This window comes from Amphibacillus sediminis NBRC 103570, assembly GCF_001552275.1.
GTDB classification, from domain to species: domain Bacteria; phylum Bacillota; class Bacilli; order Bacillales; family Amphibacillaceae; genus Amphibacillus_B; species Amphibacillus_B sediminis.
Genome location: NZ_BCQW01000060.1, coordinates 1 through 1,753 on the forward strand (window position 1 = coordinate 1; position 1,753 = coordinate 1,753).

Below are 1,753 nucleotides of genomic sequence, written 5' to 3' on the forward strand. Positions count from 1 at the left end.
GGGAGCTCGAACTAGATTCACTAAAAGGTGAAATCCTTTTAACACGTTTGATGCTTGTCTCTTATCTAGTTTTGAGGGTACAACGATATACCTTCTAGGTTTAGTGGCAATAGCGAAGAGGTCACACCTGTTCCCATGCCGAACACAGCAGTTAAGCTCTTCAGCGCCGATGGTAGTTGGGGTTTTACCCCTGCGAGAGTAGGACGTCGCTAAGCCTTAACCTTAGCTTTGTGAAGTAACAAAATGGTTATTAACTATTCTTGTTCCACAGTAGCTCAGTGGTAGAGCAATCGGCTGTTAACCGATCGGTCGTAGGTTCGAATCCTACCTGTGGAGCCATTTTGCTTCCATAGCTCAGCTAGGTAGAGCACTTCCATGGTAAGGAAGGGGTCGCCGGTTCAAGTCCGGCTGGAAGCTCTTTATTTTTTTTTGTGCAATTGGCCCGTTGGTCAAGCGGTTAAGACACCGCCCTTTCACGGCGGTAACACGGGTTCGAATCCCGTACGGGTCACCATAATGGAGGATTAGCTCAGCTGGGAGAGCACCTGCCTTACAAGCAGGGGGTCGCAGGTTCGAGCCCTGCATCCTCCACCATGAGCCGGCCTAGCTCAATTGGTAGAGCAACTGACTTGTAATCAGTAGGTTGGGGGTTCAAGTCCTCTGGCCGGCACCACTGGGTTTTGATAATTTGGAGGGATAGCGAAGTTGGCCAAACGCGGCGGACTGTAAATCCGCTCCCATCGGGTTCGTAGGTTCGAGTCCTACTCCCTCCACCATTATTTATCTTTATATGTTTTTAAAAAAACAGTGTACCTTTAATCACTGTTATTTTATTGGGCTATAGCCAAGCGGTAAGGCAACGGTTTTTGGTTCCGTCATGCGTTGGTTCGAATCCAGCTAGCCCAGCCATTAGAGAGCCATTAGCTCAGTAGGTAGAGCATCTGACTTTTAATCAGAGGGTCGAAGGTTCGAATCCTTCATGGCTCATTTCCTTTAATTTGTTGGATAGTTAATCTTTATTAATTAGCTAAGCTTTATTAATATATAGTGGAAAAAGGGTTAAGCATTAATTATAATGTTTAACCCTTTTGCTATGAATTTCTCATTACCCCATTTCGAGAGCATAATTAGGATAATGTTTACAAAAAAACGGACTATACTGATACACGTCAATTCCTAGTGCAAAGGTGGAAAGTCGTTGCCACACAAGAAGAATCAACCATTCACGGGGAGTTGAATATCATGTTGGAACAAATCCTGTCACGACAAAACCTATTAGATGCACTTGAGCGGGAAGCCACGGAGTAGATGAGATGCCGGTACAAAACCTACGTGCGCATATCATGGAAGACTGAATTTCCTTACGAAGACAAATAGAAGAAGGTTCTTACTATCCGTAACCTGTCCGTCGTGTTGAAATCCCGAAACCAAACGGAGGTAAGCGGAAGTTAGGTATTCCTACCGTGACTGACCGATTGCAACAAGCCATGGCACAAGTTCTCATGACTGTCTACGACCCGATGTTTTTGCAACATAGTTATGGCTTTCGTCCTAACAAACGAGGACATGATGCCGTAAGGCAAGCGAAATGTTTCCTTAATCAAGGGCATACGTGGGTTGTGGATATGGAGAAAAGAATTGAGAAACTCAATCAATACTTAGTGGGATGGTTAGGTTACTATCAACTAGCAGAAACACCGTCCATATGTAAACAATTAGATAGCTGGATGAGAAGGAGATTGGCATGATTCGT

General features: G+C 44.7%; 1 protein-coding gene, 8 tRNA genes, 1 rRNA gene and 1 pseudogene. All 11 read left to right on the forward strand.

Annotated elements, in window-relative coordinates:
• The first annotated feature begins 99 nt into the window (after positions 1–99).
• The 11 genes and pseudogenes from rrf (at position 100) to ASE01S_RS16305 (ending at position 1,748) form a co-directional block, all read left to right on the forward strand.
• Positions 100–215 (forward strand): 5S ribosomal RNA (gene rrf / locus ASE01S_RS15245).
• Between the two features lie 49 nt (positions 216–264).
• Positions 265–339 (forward strand) — tRNA-Asn (locus tag ASE01S_RS15250).
• Between the two features lie 4 nt (positions 340–343).
• Positions 344–417, forward strand: a tRNA-Thr gene (locus ASE01S_RS15255).
• Positions 418–439: 22 nt separating this feature from the next.
• Positions 440–514 (forward strand) — tRNA-Glu (locus ASE01S_RS15260).
• 4 nt (positions 515–518) lie between these two features.
• Positions 519–594, forward strand: a tRNA-Val gene (locus tag ASE01S_RS15265).
• Positions 595–597: 3 nt separating this feature from the next.
• Positions 598–673, forward strand: a tRNA-Thr gene (locus ASE01S_RS15270).
• Between the two features lie 17 nt (positions 674–690).
• Positions 691–776, forward strand: a tRNA-Tyr gene (locus tag ASE01S_RS15275).
• Between the two features lie 58 nt (positions 777–834).
• Positions 835–909, forward strand: a tRNA-Gln gene (locus ASE01S_RS15280).
• Positions 910–914: 5 nt separating this feature from the next.
• Positions 915–987 (forward strand) — tRNA-Lys (locus ASE01S_RS15285).
• A 252-nt stretch (positions 988–1,239) separates the two neighbouring features.
• Positions 1,240–1,652: pseudogene (locus ASE01S_RS16035) on the forward strand (group II intron reverse transcriptase/maturase); the annotation flags it as partial.
• The gene (locus ASE01S_RS16305) at positions 1,626–1,748 is read left to right on the forward strand and encodes a group II intron maturase-specific domain-containing protein (protein ID WP_373277970.1); all 123 of its coding nucleotides are present in this window, start codon (positions 1,626–1,628) and stop codon (positions 1,746–1,748) included. The pseudogene ASE01S_RS16035 and the gene ASE01S_RS16305, both read left to right, overlap by 27 nt.
• Positions 1,749–1,753: the final 5 nt, after the last annotated feature.